The organism is Arthrobacter sp. UC242_113 (assembly GCF_044054585.1).
GTDB lineage: Bacteria > Actinomycetota > Actinomycetes > Actinomycetales > Micrococcaceae > Arthrobacter.
Genome location: NZ_CP171968.1, coordinates 1,525,072 through 1,539,211 on the forward strand (window position 1 = coordinate 1,525,072; position 14,140 = coordinate 1,539,211).

Sequence of the window (14,140 nt, forward strand, 5' to 3'; positions counted from 1 at the left end):
TTCAGCGTTTCAGGGCGCCACGAAAATCACGGAACGGTGCAGCCGGTGCTGACTCCCACGCCCCCAACCATGCCCCAGCATGGGACAGCAATCCAGGATCGAGGAACTGCCCCTTCACCGGAGGCAGCGTGAAGGACATCATTGGATTGCCGGGCCGCGGCGGCGCACTTAGATCGGAGAAGGTCATGATTAAGGCCCTGCTGTGCAAGCTGAATATTCGCCACGAGTGGCACGTTGAACATACCGAAGACGGAAGTTTGTATAAGCGCTGTTTGAGGTGCGGCAAGGATGACGACCACGGCGGCGGCGGAACCGGCACCTTCAGCGCGTGGGCTGGACCGGCAGGAGGGTGAGGTTGCGGGTCGGATCGACTAGGACGTGGTACGTCACGGGACCACATATGCTTCTTCTTACTTCGGCTGTGCCACACGGCGCCCCGCTGGAAGGCAGTAAACGTCCGGGAAGGCATCTTTCGGGTTATTGACACGCCCATCGGTGAGGCGGACCATCTCCCCAAACGATTGGGGGTTTCTGATGTCAGAACGGGCAGACGTTTTACGCGAAGAAGGCCAGGACACGGCACTTCGCGGGCTGGCGGACCGCATGCGCGGGCAACTGCTGGTACCAGGTCAGGATGAGTACGAGCTCCGGCGGCGGGTTTTCAACTACATGATTGACCGGCGGCCGGCAGCGATCCTCCGGTGTGCCGGAGTGGCCGACATCAGGCAGGGAGTGCTCTTCGCCCGCGCACAGCAGTTGCCGCTCTCGGTCCGCGCCGGCGGGCACAGCGTAGCCGGTTCCGCAGTATGCGACGGCGGGCTGATGCTCGATCTCACCCCGATGAAAGGCATCCGCATCGACCCCGCCCGGCGCATAGCCCAGGCGCAGACGGGCCTCCTGCTCCGGGAATTCGACCACGAAACCCAGGCATTCGGGCAAGCCACCACCCTGGGGATCGTCTCCGTCACCGGCATCGCCGGCCTGACACTCGGCGGCGGCATCGGGTGGCTCAATGGCAAGTACGGTCTGGCTTGTGACAATGTCCTCGAAGCCGACGTGGTCACAGCCGACGGCGAGATGGTCACCGCGAACGGGGAGCAGAACGAGGACCTGTACTGGGCCCTCCGCGGCGGCGGCGGGAACTTCGGTGTGGTCACCTCGCTGACCTACCAGCTGCACCCGGTTAGCACTGTGCTCGCCGGCGGTCTGAGCTTCCCGCCAGACCAGGCACGGGAGGCTCTGCGGTTCTACCATGGCTTCGCGTCCGAAGCCCCGGATGAGGTCTCGATGGCCGGGTCGGTGTCCCGTCACCCCGACGGCGGGGCTACCGTCTCGATAGCGGTGTGCTACTGCGGCCCGCTGAATGAAGGCGATCGGGTCCTGAAGCCCCTTCGGGACTTTGGCCGGCCGTTCGCCGGGGCGATTGAGCCCATGTCATACCAAGCGTTCCAGAGCGGAGCCGACGCAAGTTTTCCGCTGGGCCGCCAACACTACTGGAAGTCCAGCTTCCTCAAGGACCTAACCGAGGACGCGATCGACGTGCTGCTGGAGTTCGCGGCCACGTGCCCGTCACCGCACACGGGAATCGGGATGCAGCAGATGACCGGAGCGGCCAGCCGAGTGGACCCGCAGGCCACCGCCTTTGCCCACCGCGACCGGCAGTACGACTGCCTGATCCTGTCCCAGTGGGAGGACCCGGACGACCCAGACGGCAACCTTGACTGGACCCGCCGCTGTTTCGACGCCCTGCGCCCGCATCTCAAAGAAGCTGTGTACGTCAACAACCTCGGGGACCAAGACCATGACCGGATCCGGGAAGCCTATGGCACCAACTACGACCGGCTCGCAGGCGTGAAGGCCCGATACGACCCCAACAATGTCTTCAGTCTTAACCACAACATCAAACCGCGCACAAGGGTGTAGGCGGCAAGCGGGGGTTTGGCGTTCCGGGCTTTGTGGCGGATGGCTGTGCGTCAGGCCGGGTTCTGGCGCCTGACGGGAATCAACATAGTCAGGTGGCTCTCGCGGGGAGCCGTAATTGCCGCATGGCTATAAGTACGGGCGGGATTGTTCAGGATTGGGGCCCGTCACGTCTGGCACTTGAAGGTGGACGCAGCGACGCTCTATTGTCTGGCATTCGGTCCCGAAAAAAACCGGATACTACTGAAGCTGTTCGCGCCTGGCTGGCCAGCGTGCTTCCCGAAACAGCGCGGCTAGTCCGTGAGAATCTGCCACGGAAGTCGAAGTCGTACCCGTCTGAGCAACTCGCAGCCGAGATTGACGGGCTGCGGGAGATGTTGCTAAGGACGGAATAAGTCGATAGCTACCCGCCAGCGCGGCGTTCGCCTCGCACCGCCGGAAATTCGGGGGCTGAGGCGCCTGAGCCTTTGGTCTTACGGTGAAAAGACGATTGAAGGCACGCGTGTCTTCCCTTCTGATAGTGCTTGGCGGACGCGACTCCGTCTACGGTGCCGGGACCATCCAGAAGCCGGCGACCGCTGCGCCCGGCTCGGTGGTCATGGGCACGAGATGGGCGAAAACTTGTCCTGCCTCAAGGTTCACGGTCATGGTGCTGGTTGTTCCACACTTGAGCGCGAGTTCGTAAGTTGCTGATCCTCCCCTGCGGTCCGGCTGTGCAAGGAGGAGGGATGCATCCGTGATGCCGACACACGCAGAGGTCACCTTGTAGCGTCCGTGAGGTATGCCAGGCAGCGAGGTGCGGTGCCCGTCGCCCCCGATTCCGCCCGACCCGCCCAGGACGAGGTCAAAGGGTCTGGGGCCGAGGATCCGGTCCAGTTGTACTTCGTTGCTAGCCTGTTTTTCCGCCAACGCGGGATCGGCCGTCGGCGGGGGAGGCGGGGCCGGCCGGGAAGTCGCAGGTGGCGGGGCGGCCTCGTCGAACGTGTATGCGCAGGCGCTCAAGGCCCCTGCGGAGCTGGCCAGGACCAGCAACAGTGCCATGGCGCGGACCCGTTTCCCCCCAATAAACCCCATGCCCGCAGCCTACTGGCATCGGCATGGGTGAGCTACCGTTGAAGCGGCGCCGGAGGACAGGTCCCGGCCGTTGCCGGTCCGCCTCCGTGTCCGGATGATTTCCTGGACCCGGACGGCATCAGTGGGACGGGGGCGAGTCGGCTGTCCTTGCCCAAGTTCTGGACCTCAGGGCATACAGCTTCCCCGCGTGTGTAACGGGTGGCACGGTCAAGATGCCATGGCGTTCTGGACCGTCCTTGCCCGGCGGCTGGGGTGCGTGAGATGCGTGACGTCCGCGAGGGCTTTCTGCAGGTGCGGAAGGTGGCGTTCGATGTCCCTAGCGACGTCTGTTGCGACGGCCCAGTCAGCCAGAGCCAAGGCCAACTCAAGTTCGCTGCAGAGCTGGTTCATTCTTAGCGCCCCGACCAGCCACGATTTCGTCTTCAGGCTCAGTGCGGCATCCAGCACCAGATCCCTATCCCGGGCGGCAACTGTGCCGACAATCCGCTCAACGAAGCGGGGGAGGAGAGTCACGTAATCAGCGCTGAAGGACTCGGCCGTCTCCGGGGATGCCTCGTCTGCGAGTTTCCGGAGATGCTGTGCATCCAGCGTCCGTGCTCTCTCATCCAGCCGTTTTCCTCTGCGCATTGCCCGACTCCCTCCACACCACACTGGGGCCACCGCGGCCCGAAACCGCCGGCCGGCCGTGCTACGTCGGCTGCGGTCGGCTCGTTGGCCTGCTTCCTTGCAGCCAGAATGGATCGTCGCCATCAAGGATGGCGCAGCGAACGCGCGGTATGGGATCAAGAAAGTGGCGCTGCTGTCTTTACCGAGGATCCGGGTCAGGTCGCTGACGGTTAGGACAGGGGCCGAGTTCCACCGGACGTAATAGGTAACGGAACCATTTTTCTTGTTTCGGCTGTGCCGCAAACGGCCACTTTATGGCGATCGCTTTGCAGATGTCGCATTTCGACACTCGCGCGGATGAGTTCGGATCTGGGAGGTTTGGGGGAACAAAAAAACCCCGGGAATCCATTGGATTCCCGGGGTTTTCCCTTTGTGCGCGGAGGGGGACTTGAACCCCCACCCCCTTTCGAGGACTAGCACCTCAAGCTAGCGCGTCTGCCATTCCGCCACCCGCGCAGGTGGTATTTCGAAGGACTCTCTCCGCCTTTCAGCGGTTCGCATCTCTCCGAAGCAGCGAGAAAAACTCTAACACGAACTTTCCGGAAAGATGGAATCGAGTCAACTGGGTAGGCTGAACCTGGGTGTTCCGGCGGTCAAAAGCCGCCCCAACCCGCATGAATCCGCGTTTTCCCCGCTACAAGGAGTGATCAATGACACAGATCCGGCCAGAGGATGAAGTCGTCACCATCTGCCAGGAGCTCATCCGCATCGATTCATCCAACTACGGGGACGGCTCAGGTCCCGGCGAACGGGCGGCGGCCGAATACACCGCCGGCCTGATCAGCGAGGTGGGGCTCGACGCGGAAATCTTCGAGTCGGAGCCTGGCCGGGCCAGCGTTGTCACCCGCATGGCGGGGGAGGACCCCTCCGCAAGCGCCCTCGTGGTCCACGGCCACCTGGACGTGGTGCCCGCCCTCCGTGAGCAGTGGTCTGTGGACCCGTTTGGGGCCGAACTCAAGGACGGTCTGATCTGGGGCCGCGGCGCGGTAGACATGAAGGACATGGACGCCATGATCCTGTCCGTCCTGCGGGACTTTGCCCGCACCGGCCGCAAGCCGAAGCGGGACATCATCTTCGCGTTCTTCGCGGACGAGGAAGCCGGCGGAGTCCACGGTTCCCAGTTCGCGGTAAAGCATCGGCCTGAGCTTTTCGAGGGGGCCACCGAGGCCATCTCGGAGGTCGGCGGATTCTCCGCCACCATCGGCGGCCAGCGCACGTACCTCCTCCAGACCGCGGAGAAGGGCATCTCATGGCTGCGCCTCGTGGCCCATGGCCGCGCCGGCCACGGGTCCCAGATCAGCACGGACAACGCCATTACCCGGCTCGCGGCCGCCGTGACCCGCATCGGCGAGTACGAGTGGCCCATCGAGCTGACGGCCACCACACGCCAGTTCCTCGACGGCGTGACCGAACTGACCGGCGTCGAGTTTGACCCCGACAACCCTGAGCGGCTGCTGAAGGAACTGGGCACGGTGGCACGCTTCGTGGGCGCCACGCTGCAGAACACCTCCAACCCGACGCTTCTGAGGGGCGGCTACAAGCACAACGTCATTCCCGAGTCGGCCGAGGCGCTGGTGGACTGCCGGACGCTGCCGGGCCAGCAGGAGCACGTTCTGGAGATCGTCCGTGAGCTGGCGGGAAGCGGCGTGGACGTCAGCTACGTCCATCAGGATGTCTCCCTGGAGGTGCCGTTCTCCGGCAACCTCGTTGACTCGATGATCGACGCCCTACACTCGGAGGACCCCGGCGCGAAGGTCCTGCCGTACACGCTCTCCGGCGGCACCGACAACAAGGCGCTCAGCAAACTCGGCATCACGGGCTACGGCTTCGCGCCGCTGCAGCTGCCGGACGACCTCGACTTCACCGGCATGTTCCACGGCGTTGATGAGCGCGTCCCGGCCGATTCATTGAAGTTCGGGGCACGCGTCCTGAACACACTGCTCACCAACTATTGAGGACGCAAGTGGACGCCCATTCACCCTTGGACCCGGAACGCCTGCTGCCGGACGACCTGCTCGACCGGATCCGGGGGAGAGCGGCGGGATACGACGAGCGGAACAGTTTCTTCACGGAGGACCTCGAAGAACTGGCCGCCGCCGGCTACCTGAAGCTTTTCGTTCCGGAGGCCGACGGCGGGGCCGGCCTTGGTCTGGAGGCTGCGGTCCGCTGCCAGCGCCGGCTGGCGACGGCGGCCCCTGCCACCGCGCTGGCCGTCAACATGCACCTGGTCTGGACGGGGGTGGCGCGCGTCCTGGCCGAACGCGGCGACCCTTCCCTGGACTTCGTGCTGCAGGAGGCAGCGGCGGGGGAAATCTTCGCCTTCGGCAACTCCGAGGCCGGCAACGACTCCGTTCTTTTCGATTCGCTGACGGAGGCCAAGCCACTGCCGGACGGCAGCTACTCGTTCACGGGCACCAAGATCTTCACGAGCCTCTCGCCGGCCTGGACACGCCTGGGCATCTTCGGCAAGGACCCGGCCGCGCGGGAGGGTGAAGGTGAACTCGTGCACGGCTTCATCCGGCGGGACACGGCCGGCTACCGGATCATGGAGGACTGGAACACGCTGGGCATGCGCGCCAGCCAGTCCAACACCACGATCCTCGACGACGCAGTTGTCCCGCCCGGCCGCATCTTCCGTAAGCTGCCGGTTGGGCCCAACGCGGATCCGCTGATTTTCGCAATCTTCGCGTGCTTTGAAACGCTGCTTGCGGGCGTCTACGCGGGCATCGGGGAGCGGGCCCTGGTGCTGGCCGCGGATGCCGCCAAGCGCAGGACGTCATTCAAAAATGGGGGCCGGAGCCTGGCCCAGGATCCTGATATCCGCTGGAAGGTGGCCGAGGCCGCCCTGGCCATGGATGCCCTGTACCCGCAGCTTTCGGTGGTGGCCGGCGACGTGGACCGGCTGGCGGACCACGGCAGCCAGTGGTTTCCGAAACTCGTGGGCGTCAAGATCCGGGCGACGGAAACGGCGCGGACGGTGGTGGACCTTGCCATCCGCGTTTCCGGGGGATCCAGTTACTTCAGGGGATCGGAACTGGAACGCCTGTACCGTGACGTCCTGGCCGGGATGTTTCACCCCTCAGACGACGAGTCGGCGCACAACACCGTCGCCAACGCCTGGCTGGGCCCGCTCGAAGAATAACCGCAGCGGCCACCGGCAGGGACAACTGCAGCAGGCAACTGCAGCAGGCAACTGCAGCAGGCAACATGAAGTGGGCGCACGCCATTCCAGGCGCGCGCCCACCGGCCGAATCGGCCTAGGCGGTGCGCTGCACCTGGGTGACCCGGCGGCGAAGCCAGAAGCGCCTGCCGCCGCCCACGTAGAGCCTGCTGCGCTCGAGTTCCCACTTGCCGTACTCCGAGTGTTCCACGAGCCGGCGCCGGGCTTCGGGCAGGGAATCCTCAGGACCGACGGTCAATACGAGGTACTCGTATTGCCGGGCATAGTCCCGTTCCCGCAGGACCGAGCTGGTCAGAAAATGTTCCTTCATTGCTCTCCATTTTCGTCCTTTTCCCGCTAACGTGAAGGCATGAGCATCGATCCGCGTGTCGCGCTTCAGTCCTTGACTGCCGCCTTGGAAGAACACCTTGCAGCCGCCTCAGCCCGCCGCGGGGATGGTGACCCTTCAGTGGAGGCGGCATTCTTTGCAGTTGCCGATGCCTTCGAAGTCTACGAGGACGCCCTCTATGAGGCCTACAACGAAGTGACGCCGCTCCAGGTGTTCGATGACGAGGAAGACGAAGAAGAAGAAGACAGCGAAGTGGACGACGAGGATCTGGAAATCGTCGAGGAGAGACCCGGCTCGGTTTAGATCCGTGCCTACCCGAACCCGGACTCGCTAAGCCAGGCTGCTGGAGACATCTTCCAGGGCACGTGCTATTTCCGCCGGCAGCGGCGTGAGCTGGGCATCCAGGATTTCCTTGAGCTGAACCGGCGTGCGCGCGCCCACGATGGCCGTCGCCACGCCGTGCCGGGACAGCAGCCAGCTCAGCGCAACATCCAGGGAAGACCGTCCCAGGCCGCGGGCGGCCATGGCAACAGCTTCCACCACCTGCGATGCGGGCTGCTCAAGGTAAGGCTCCACATATGTGGCCAGCCGCGTACCGGCTGCCCTGGAATCGGAAGGCACATGCCCGCGGTACTTGCCGGTGAGCACGCCACGGCCCAGCGGCGCCCACGCCATCAGCCCCAGGCCCGCATCCTCGACGGCGGGAACCAGCTCCGCCTCGGGCCTGCGCCGCAGCAGTGAATACTCGGACTGGTTGACGACGAGCGGGAACCCGGCGATCGCAGCCGCCTTGGCTGTCTGCCAGCCGTTGTAGTTGGCGATTCCCGCATAGCGTGCCCGGCCGCTGCGGACGGCGAAGTCGAGGGCGGACAACGTCTCCTCGAGCGGGACGTTGGGGTCCCACGCCTGTGCGAGCCAGAGGTCGACGTAGTCGGTGCCAAGGCGCGCCAGGCTGGCTTCCAGCCCGGACAGCATCGCGTTCCGTGATGCGTCCACCCGCTGCCGCCCGTCCGACGGCGACACCCCGGCTTTGGTGGAGATGACCACTTCCGTGCGGGAGACGACGTCGCCGAGCATCGACCCGAGCATGGCTTCGGCCTGGCCGTCGGCGTAGGAGGCCGCGGTGTCCACAAGGGTTCCGCCGGCGTCCACAAACGTGCGCAGCAGCTCCGAGGCATCCTGCTCGTCCGTTTCACGGGACCACGACATTGTGCCCAGGGAGAGGGATGACGCGCGGAGCCCGCTGTTGCCTATGTAACGCTGCTGCATAGCAGTTAGCTTACGGGGAAACCACCCGCATCATGACGTAGGGTCTTAGCGTGAACTGGATTGAAGCGGCCCTGCTGGGTCTTGTGCAGGGACTGACCGAATTCCTACCTATTTCATCGAGCGCCCACCTCCGGATCGTGGGCTCTTTCCTGCCGAACGCGGCTGACCCCGGCGCTGCCTTCACCGCCATCACGCAACTCGGCACGGAGACCGCCGTGATCGTCTACTTCTGGCGGGACATCGTCCGGATCGTGAAGGCCTGGTTCGGCTCCCTGTCCGGACGGGTCTCGCGCCAGGACCCCGACGCCCGGATGGGCTGGCTGGTGATCCTGGGCAGCCTGCCCATCATCGTCCTGGGCCTCCTGTTCCAGGACCAGATCGAATCCGTCCTGCGCAGCCTCTGGATCGTGGCCACCATGCTCATCGTCTTCGGCCTCATCCTTGCTGTGGCCGACGCCGTCGGCAAGCAGGACCGCGACCTCTCCGGGCTCACCTACAAGCACGGCATCCTCTACGGATTCGCGCAGGCCATGGCCCTGATTCCCGGGGTTTCCCGCTCCGGCGGCACTATCACCGCGGGCCTCCTTATGGGGTACACGCGTGAGGCGGCCGCCCGGTACTCCTTCCTCCTCGCCATTCCGGCGGTCTTCGGCAGCGGCCTCTACCAGCTGTTCAAGGTGGTCGCCAAGGACGGAGCGAGCGGCCCGTTCGGACTGGGGGAGACGGCCCTGGCAACAGTGATCGCCTTCGTCGTCGGCTACGTCATCATCGGGTGGTTCCTGAAGTTCATTTCCACGCGCAGCTACCGGCTGTTTGTCTGGTACCGCATCTTCCTTGGCCTCGCCCTGTACCTCCTGCTCGGTTTCAATGTCATCAGCGCCTAGCACTAGGCTTGGTCTGTGAAGTCCTGGATCTCCCGCCCCGTGCCTGTCCTGCCGGGGGAAATGCCCGCGCTCCGCCTGTTCGACACAACCGCACAGCGCGCCGTAACCCTTATTGCCGATGGCGAAAAGTCGATGTATGTCTGCGGGATCACCCCGTATGACGCCACCCACATGGGACACGCCGCCAGCTACGTCGCCTTCGACCTGCTGAACCGTGCGTGGCGCGACGGCGGCCAGCAGGTTGCGTACGTCCAGAACGTCACCGACGTCGATGACCCGCTGCTGGAACGAGCCGACGCCACCGGCGTTGACTGGCGCGAGCTGGCAGAGAGCCAAATCGAGCTGTTCCGCACTGACATGGAAGCCCTCAACGTCATCGCCCCCAATCACTACGTGGGCGCCGTCGAAGCCATGCCGCTGATCGTCCCTGCGATTGAACGGCTCCTGCGCCAAGGCCTGGCCTACCGCGTTAACGGCACCCCAGGCGAGCCCGACGGCGATGTCTACTACGACGTCGAGGCAGCCGGCAAGCACGCCGTCGGAGTGGACGCCTGGACCCTCGGAGCCGTCTCCGGACTGCCGGAAGCCGAAATGCTTGAACTGTTCGCCGAACGGGGCGGCGACCCCGGCAGGGCCGGCAAGCGCCAGGCCCTCGACCCGCTGCTGTGGCGCGTGGCCCGCGACGGCGAGCCCAGCTGGCCCGGCGGAGAGCTGGGGGAGGGCCGGCCCGGCTGGCACATCGAATGCACCGTCATCGCCCAGAAGTACCTGCCCGCGCCCTTCACCGTGCAGGGCGGCGGCTCGGACCTGGTTTTCCCGCACCACGAGATGGGTGCCGGGCACGCCTACTCGCTCTCCGGTGTTCCCCTCGCCGAGCACTTCGCCCACGCAGGCATGGTGGGACTGGACGGCGAAAAGATGTCCAAATCCAAGGGCAACCTGGTCCTGGTCTCCAAGCTGCGCGCGGCGGGCGAAGAACCCGCGGCCATCCGTCTGGCCATCCTGGCGCACCACTACCGGTCCGACTGGTCCTGGACGGCGGAAGGCTTCGAGGAGGCCAAAGCACGCCTTGAACGGTGGCGTTCAGCCCTGGCGGCAGCGCCGGCCGGGACCGCCACGGAACTGATCGGGCAGATGCGCGAGGCCCTGGCCGACGACCTGGACGCGCCCGCAGCCCTTGCCGCCGTGGACAAGTGGGCAGACGCCGCCCTTAACGACACCGCCGTCAGCAACACGGACAGCGGTGAAGCAGACCAGGCCCTGGTGCGCGACGCTGTCAACGCTCTTCTCGGCGTCGAACTCTAAAGCCCGTTTCGACGGTTCCCTGCCGCTACGACGTTCCGCCCCTGTGTGTCAGGCTGTTGTGTGACAGCTTTATTGTCGGCCGCAGCCCGACATACAGAGTGGGGAAAGGTCCGTCATGGATTTTGTTCTCCCTTCCCGTCGCTCGAGGCGGAGTCACTTCACTCTTGTGCAGAAGCACGAGATTCTTGATGAGTAGGACAAGTGCCTTGAGCGTGGTTCCAAAATCGCGTTCTGCAGGGCCGTGGGCATCGCCGAAGGCACGATGCGGCTTTGGGTCCAGCAGCGCGAAGCGGGCGAGCTGAGATCCAGTATCAAACAAGGGAACGAGGACCATCGATTGCGGGAGAGCGATAAGAGGCTGCTCAAACAGGTCTTGAAGGAGAACGAGATCCTCAAGGCCAAGCTGGCCCGGTCCGAGGCTGCAGTGGACATCCTGGGAAAAGCTTCCGCGCTCTTGGACGCCATGGCCAAGAGCGCGGCGGCGACGGACCCGGAACTGAAGGAACCGGAGCCGCAGCGGCCGGAGTGGTTGACCCCAAAATGTGGAAAGACATCGCCCTGACCTTCGTCGGGAAACTGGTGACCGCGGGTTGGTCGACGGTGAACGCTTGTGCGATGGTCGGTATTCACCGCACCGCCTGGTACCGGCATCTGAGCCCGCCCGTCGCGGCAGGGATCACGGTGCCCCATGCCGAGCGGGCCTACCCGAACCGGATCACCCCGGCCGAAGCCGAGGAGTTCATGGCGACACTGAACTCTGAGGACTACGGCAATCTCTCGGTCACCCAGGCCTATTACAGGATGCTGGACGCAGGGCTCTGCTCGTTCTCCGTCGCGGCAGCCCACCGCATTATGGCCAGGTATGGGCAGAACGGAGACCGCCGTGCCCAACGCGGCGGCACCGGCCCCAAGAGGATCAAACCCGTCCTGAAGGCGACGGCCCCCAACCAGCTCTGGAGCTGGGACATCACCATGCTCCACGGACCTGGCAAACATACCTACAGGCTCTACACAATCCTGGATGTGTTCTCCCGCAAGGTCGTCGGGCACCGCGTCGAAACCACCGAAACAGCGGCCCTTGCCTCGGCGCTGATCCGCGACGCTGTCGCCAGAAACCAACAGCGCCCCGCGGTGTTGCATGCCGATAACGGTGCGCCAATGCGGGCCGGCACAACCCTGGACCTCGCCCGGGCCCTGGGCACCACACTGTCCTACTCGCGCCCGAGGGTCTCTGACGACAACCCATACTCAGAGTCCCTGTTCAAGACCGTGAAATACGACCTGGACTTCCCGCAACGGTTCCAAGACCTGCAGCACGCCCGGGACTACATGAGCGACTTTTTCGCCGGCTATAACAGCCATCACCGGCACAGCGGACTGAACTACTACACGCCCGACACCGTCCATCACGGGCTAATCGAGCAGGCGCGCAGGCAGCGACAACAAACTCTCGATGCCTGTTACGCCCGCAACCCGCACAGATACCGCTGCAAGCCCACCGCCCCGGGAATCCCACCCGTGGCAGGCATCAACCACAAAGAAACCACCCGGCCGTCACGAACAGCTTGATATATACCGCCGCAACGTCTAATGGGCAGGGAACCGTCGAAACGGCGGAGCCCCAGGTGTACTGGCCCCTAAGGCTTGTCCTTGCCCCGCCGTTTCAGATAGCGCTCAAACTCCCGTGCAATGGATTCGCCGCTGGCCTCGGGCAGGTCGGCGGTGTCCTTCGCTTCCTCCAGCTGCCGCACGTAGGCGGCAATTTCGGGATCCTCGGTGGCCAACTCATTGACGCCGCGCTCCCACGCCTCGGCCTCCTCAGCCAGCTCGTGCGTGTCCAGCGGAACCTGGAGCAGTTCCTCGATGCGGTGCAGGAGCGCCAGCTGCGCCTTGGGCGACGGGGCCTGTGCAACGTAATGCGGCACCGCCGCCCAGAGGGAGACGGTGGGAATGCCGGCGAGCAGGGATACTTCGGACAGCACGCCGACGATCCCCACGGGCCCCTCATATTGCGAGGCTTCGAGGTTCAGCCGTTCCCGCAGCACGCTGTCGTCAGTGGATGTGCTGACGGGGATGGGACGGCTGTGCGGCACGTCCGCCAGCAGCGCACCCACGAGGACCACGTAATCCACATGCAGCGCCTCGGCGTGGACAAGCAATTCCGCTGTATATGCGCGCCACTTATAGGACGGTTCGGTGCCCTGGATGAAAATCACGTCCACGTTGGTGCCGGGGGCACTGGCCTTGTAGATCCGCGTGGACGGCCACTTGATCTTGCGTTCCCCGGAGGCGGTGCGGCGGACCGTGGGCCTGGTGAACTGGAAGTCGTAGTACTCGTCGGCATCTATGGAAGCGACTTTCTTCCCGCCCCACAGTTTGTTGAGGTAACGGAGCGCATCACTGGCGGCTTCCCCCGCGTCATTCCAGCCCTCGAACGCAGCCAGCATCACAGTAATACGCTGGCCCTCAGGAACAGGCTGCAGCAGCTGCTCCATCTCAGGCGCTGTGCCCGGTTCGTTGGTGTCTCCGTCGAAGCTATTCATCCCTTCACCCTACGTCCACAAGCGTTGCTGTTGCATAGAACGAACCGCCGCAGATCCGCACAAACCCTCGTCCCTGCCGGTCATCCCTGCCGATCGTCCGGTCCAATCATCCCTGCGGTCGAGGCGCGGATATTCGCCGACGGCGTAGGGCCGGGGCCCGCGGCAGGGCGCCGCCGGGCGGCCGGGGCCTGCGGCAGGGCGCCGCCGGGCGGCCCGGTACAGTGGAAAGCATGGAATCTGCCGCCACTCAGCCCTTGCTCAAAGCCGTTTTATGGGACATGGACGGCACGATCGTTGACACAGAACCGTACTGGATCGAAGCCGAACACAACCTTGTCGAGTCGTACGGGGGGACATGGTCCCACGAGCAGGCCATGCAGCTCGTAGGGCAATCACTGGTCCACTCCGCAGGCATCCTCCAGCGGGCCGGCGTGCGCCTGGAGATCCGCGAGATCATCGACACCCTTACCGGCCAGGTCATCAGCCGCGTCCGGGAGAACGTGCCGTGGCGCCCGGGGGCCCGGGAACTGCTGGATGAACTTTTCACCGCCGGCGTGCGTTGTGCCCTTGTGACCATGTCAGAGGCACCGCTGGCCCGCGAGATTGTGGCGAGCCTTCCCCGGCCCTACTTCGAGTTCCTCGTTACCGGCGACACCGTAACCCAGGGCAAACCGCACCCGGAGGCCTATCTCAAGGCTGTGGACCTGCTGAAGCAGCAGGACCCTGAGCTCACCGTCGACCACTGCGTGGCGCTGGAGGACTCGGAACCAGGCGCTGCCGCGGCCGTGGCATCGGGCGCCGTCACCGTGGCCATTCCGCACCTCGTGCCGCTGCCGGACGATGCCCGCAGGACCACATGGGATACCCTCGCGGACCGCACCGTGGCCGAGCTCGAGGACCTGGTCAGGCGCCGTCTCGGCTCGCGCGAACCGGCGGCAACCCTCGAGAACGTCAACTAAGGAGCCTGGAA

General features: G+C 64.8%; 15 protein-coding genes and 1 tRNA gene. 10 read left to right on the plus strand and 6 right to left on the minus strand.

Annotated elements, in window-relative coordinates:
- Positions 1–128: 128 nt before the first annotated feature.
- On the plus strand, positions 129–353 hold the full coding sequence (locus ACHMXB_RS06745) for a hypothetical protein (protein WP_395403887.1): 225 nt from the start codon (positions 129–131) through the stop codon (positions 351–353).
- A 181-nt stretch (positions 354–534) separates the two neighbouring features.
- Entirely contained in the window at positions 535–1,923 is a 1,389-nt protein-coding gene (locus tag ACHMXB_RS06750) for an FAD-binding oxidoreductase (protein WP_395403889.1), read from the plus strand.
- Between the two features lie 540 nt (positions 1,924–2,463).
- Here the strand turns inward: ACHMXB_RS06750 and ACHMXB_RS06755 are convergent.
- The 3 genes from ACHMXB_RS06755 to ACHMXB_RS06765 all read right to left on the minus strand — a co-directional run bounded on the left by ACHMXB_RS06755 (position 2,464) and on the right by ACHMXB_RS06765 (position 4,116).
- Positions 2,464–2,994, minus strand: coding sequence for a hypothetical protein (locus tag ACHMXB_RS06755; RefSeq protein ID WP_395403891.1), 531 nt, complete (start codon positions 2,992–2,994; stop codon positions 2,464–2,466).
- Between the two features lie 207 nt (positions 2,995–3,201).
- Positions 3,202–3,621 carry a hypothetical protein gene (locus ACHMXB_RS06760; protein ID WP_395403893.1) on the minus strand — a complete coding sequence of 140 codons (420 nt, stop codon included), beginning with the start codon at positions 3,619–3,621 and terminating at the stop codon, positions 3,202–3,204.
- A 412-nt stretch (positions 3,622–4,033) separates the two neighbouring features.
- A tRNA-Leu gene (locus ACHMXB_RS06765) sits at positions 4,034–4,116 on the minus strand.
- 194 nt (positions 4,117–4,310) lie between these two features.
- Between ACHMXB_RS06765 and ACHMXB_RS06770 the strand changes: the two genes are divergently transcribed.
- Positions 4,311–5,615 carry a M20/M25/M40 family metallo-hydrolase gene (locus tag ACHMXB_RS06770; protein ID WP_395403895.1) on the plus strand — a complete coding sequence of 435 codons (1,305 nt, stop codon included), beginning with the start codon at positions 4,311–4,313 and terminating at the stop codon, positions 5,613–5,615.
- A gap of 26 nt (positions 5,616–5,641) precedes the next feature.
- Entirely contained in the window at positions 5,642–6,802 is a 1,161-nt protein-coding gene (locus tag ACHMXB_RS06775; protein ID WP_395405157.1) for an acyl-CoA dehydrogenase family protein, read from the plus strand.
- A gap of 115 nt (positions 6,803–6,917) precedes the next feature.
- Here the strand turns inward: ACHMXB_RS06775 and ACHMXB_RS06780 are convergent, their stop codons facing one another.
- Positions 6,918–7,151, minus strand: a complete 234-nt coding sequence (locus ACHMXB_RS06780; protein WP_111904805.1) for a DUF5703 family protein — start codon at positions 7,149–7,151, stop codon at positions 6,918–6,920.
- 39 nt (positions 7,152–7,190) lie between these two features.
- Here ACHMXB_RS06780 and ACHMXB_RS06785 point away from each other — a divergent pair, with 39 nt between their 5' ends.
- The gene (locus ACHMXB_RS06785) at positions 7,191–7,472 is read left to right on the plus strand and encodes a hypothetical protein (RefSeq protein ID WP_395403897.1); all 282 of its coding nucleotides are present in this window, start codon (positions 7,191–7,193) and stop codon (positions 7,470–7,472) included.
- Positions 7,473–7,499: 27 nt separating this feature from the next.
- Here ACHMXB_RS06785 and ACHMXB_RS06790 read toward each other — a convergent pair whose 3' ends face one another.
- Positions 7,500–8,438, minus strand: coding sequence for an aldo/keto reductase (locus ACHMXB_RS06790; RefSeq protein ID WP_395403899.1), 939 nt, complete (start codon positions 8,436–8,438; stop codon positions 7,500–7,502).
- 50 nt (positions 8,439–8,488) lie between these two features.
- On the opposite strand from ACHMXB_RS06790, the gene ACHMXB_RS06795 reads away from it, so the two are divergent.
- From ACHMXB_RS06795 to ACHMXB_RS06810, 4 genes are all read left to right on the plus strand, one after another.
- The gene (locus ACHMXB_RS06795) at positions 8,489–9,322 is read left to right on the plus strand and encodes an undecaprenyl-diphosphate phosphatase (RefSeq protein ID WP_395403901.1); all 834 of its coding nucleotides are present in this window, start codon (positions 8,489–8,491) and stop codon (positions 9,320–9,322) included.
- A gap of 15 nt (positions 9,323–9,337) precedes the next feature.
- Positions 9,338–10,627, plus strand: a complete 1,290-nt coding sequence (gene mshC, locus ACHMXB_RS06800; RefSeq protein WP_395403903.1) for a cysteine--1-D-myo-inosityl 2-amino-2-deoxy-alpha-D-glucopyranoside ligase — start codon at positions 9,338–9,340, stop codon at positions 10,625–10,627.
- 241 nt (positions 10,628–10,868) lie between these two features.
- Entirely contained in the window at positions 10,869–11,189 is a 321-nt protein-coding gene (locus ACHMXB_RS06805) for a hypothetical protein (protein ID WP_395403905.1), read from the plus strand.
- A complete protein-coding gene (locus ACHMXB_RS06810) occupies positions 11,168–12,196 on the plus strand; it encodes an IS3 family transposase (RefSeq protein WP_395405159.1) in 1,029 nt (342 codons plus the stop codon). Before ACHMXB_RS06805 ends, ACHMXB_RS06810 begins: the two co-directional genes overlap by 22 nt.
- 68 nt (positions 12,197–12,264) lie before the next feature.
- Here the strand turns inward: ACHMXB_RS06810 and ACHMXB_RS06815 are convergent, their stop codons facing one another.
- The gene (locus tag ACHMXB_RS06815; RefSeq protein WP_395403907.1) at positions 12,265–13,170 is read right to left on the minus strand and encodes a PAC2 family protein; all 906 of its coding nucleotides are present in this window, start codon (positions 13,168–13,170) and stop codon (positions 12,265–12,267) included.
- Between the two features lie 230 nt (positions 13,171–13,400).
- On the opposite strand from ACHMXB_RS06815, the gene ACHMXB_RS06820 reads away from it, so the two are divergent.
- Positions 13,401–14,129: an HAD family hydrolase gene (locus ACHMXB_RS06820; RefSeq protein WP_395403909.1), complete on the plus strand. Its 729-nt coding sequence runs from the start codon at positions 13,401–13,403 to the stop codon at positions 14,127–14,129.
- The last annotated feature ends 11 nt before the right edge of the window (positions 14,130–14,140 follow it).

Coding starts and splice junctions, on each gene's coding strand:
- ACHMXB_RS06750 (WP_395403889.1), top strand. CDS start 535: ATGTCAGAACGGGCAGACGTTTTACGCGAAGAAGGCCAGGACACGGCA.
- ACHMXB_RS06755 (WP_395403891.1), bottom strand. CDS start 2,994: ATGGGGTTTATTGGGGGGAAACGGGTCCGCGCCATGGCACTGTTGCTG.
- ACHMXB_RS06760 (WP_395403893.1), bottom strand. CDS start 3,621: ATGCGCAGAGGAAAACGGCTGGATGAGAGAGCACGGACGCTGGATGCA.
- ACHMXB_RS06770 (WP_395403895.1), top strand. CDS start 4,311: ATGACACAGATCCGGCCAGAGGATGAAGTCGTCACCATCTGCCAGGAG.
- ACHMXB_RS06780 (WP_111904805.1), bottom strand. CDS start 7,151: ATGAAGGAACATTTTCTGACCAGCTCGGTCCTGCGGGAACGGGACTAT.
- ACHMXB_RS06785 (WP_395403897.1), top strand. CDS start 7,191: ATGAGCATCGATCCGCGTGTCGCGCTTCAGTCCTTGACTGCCGCCTTG.
- ACHMXB_RS06790 (WP_395403899.1), bottom strand. CDS start 8,438: ATGCAGCAGCGTTACATAGGCAACAGCGGGCTCCGCGCGTCATCCCTC.
- ACHMXB_RS06810 (WP_395405159.1), top strand. CDS start 11,168: ATGTGGAAAGACATCGCCCTGACCTTCGTCGGGAAACTGGTGACCGCG.
- ACHMXB_RS06815 (WP_395403907.1), bottom strand. CDS start 13,170: ATGAATAGCTTCGACGGAGACACCAACGAACCGGGCACAGCGCCTGAG.
- ACHMXB_RS06820 (WP_395403909.1), top strand. CDS start 13,401: ATGGAATCTGCCGCCACTCAGCCCTTGCTCAAAGCCGTTTTATGGGAC.